A 263-nucleotide genomic window follows, 5' to 3' on the forward strand; every position below is an offset into this window, starting at 1 on the left:
GCTTCACCCTGCGTTACGCATGGGCCTATTGGGAGCTTGTGCGTACGGGATCGACATCATTGCTAACGGCACTGATTTCCTTGTTGTCCTGCATCCTGCTCTACAACAGTGTGATTCGTCACCTCGCGGGCAAATCCGCGCAGTGGGGCCTGGTTGTGGTGACGGTCGGTTTGGTTTGGTCGTTTCTCAAGTGGGGTCCCGGGAATTTGTGGTCGTACCCGTTCCTGTTCGGTGCGATTGTGGGCACCGTGACATGGGCGTTG

Annotated in this window: 1 protein-coding gene; it reads left to right on the forward strand. The window is 57.0% G+C overall.

The annotated features are described in order from the left end of the window. The coding region (locus tag RVY79_RS20080; protein ID WP_317466339.1) for a hypothetical protein at positions 1–263 on the forward strand (263 nt) is incomplete at both ends.

Origin of the sequence: Chromohalobacter sp. HP20-39, assembly GCF_033052815.1 — a bacterium.
GTDB lineage: Bacteria > Pseudomonadota > Gammaproteobacteria > Pseudomonadales > Halomonadaceae > Chromohalobacter.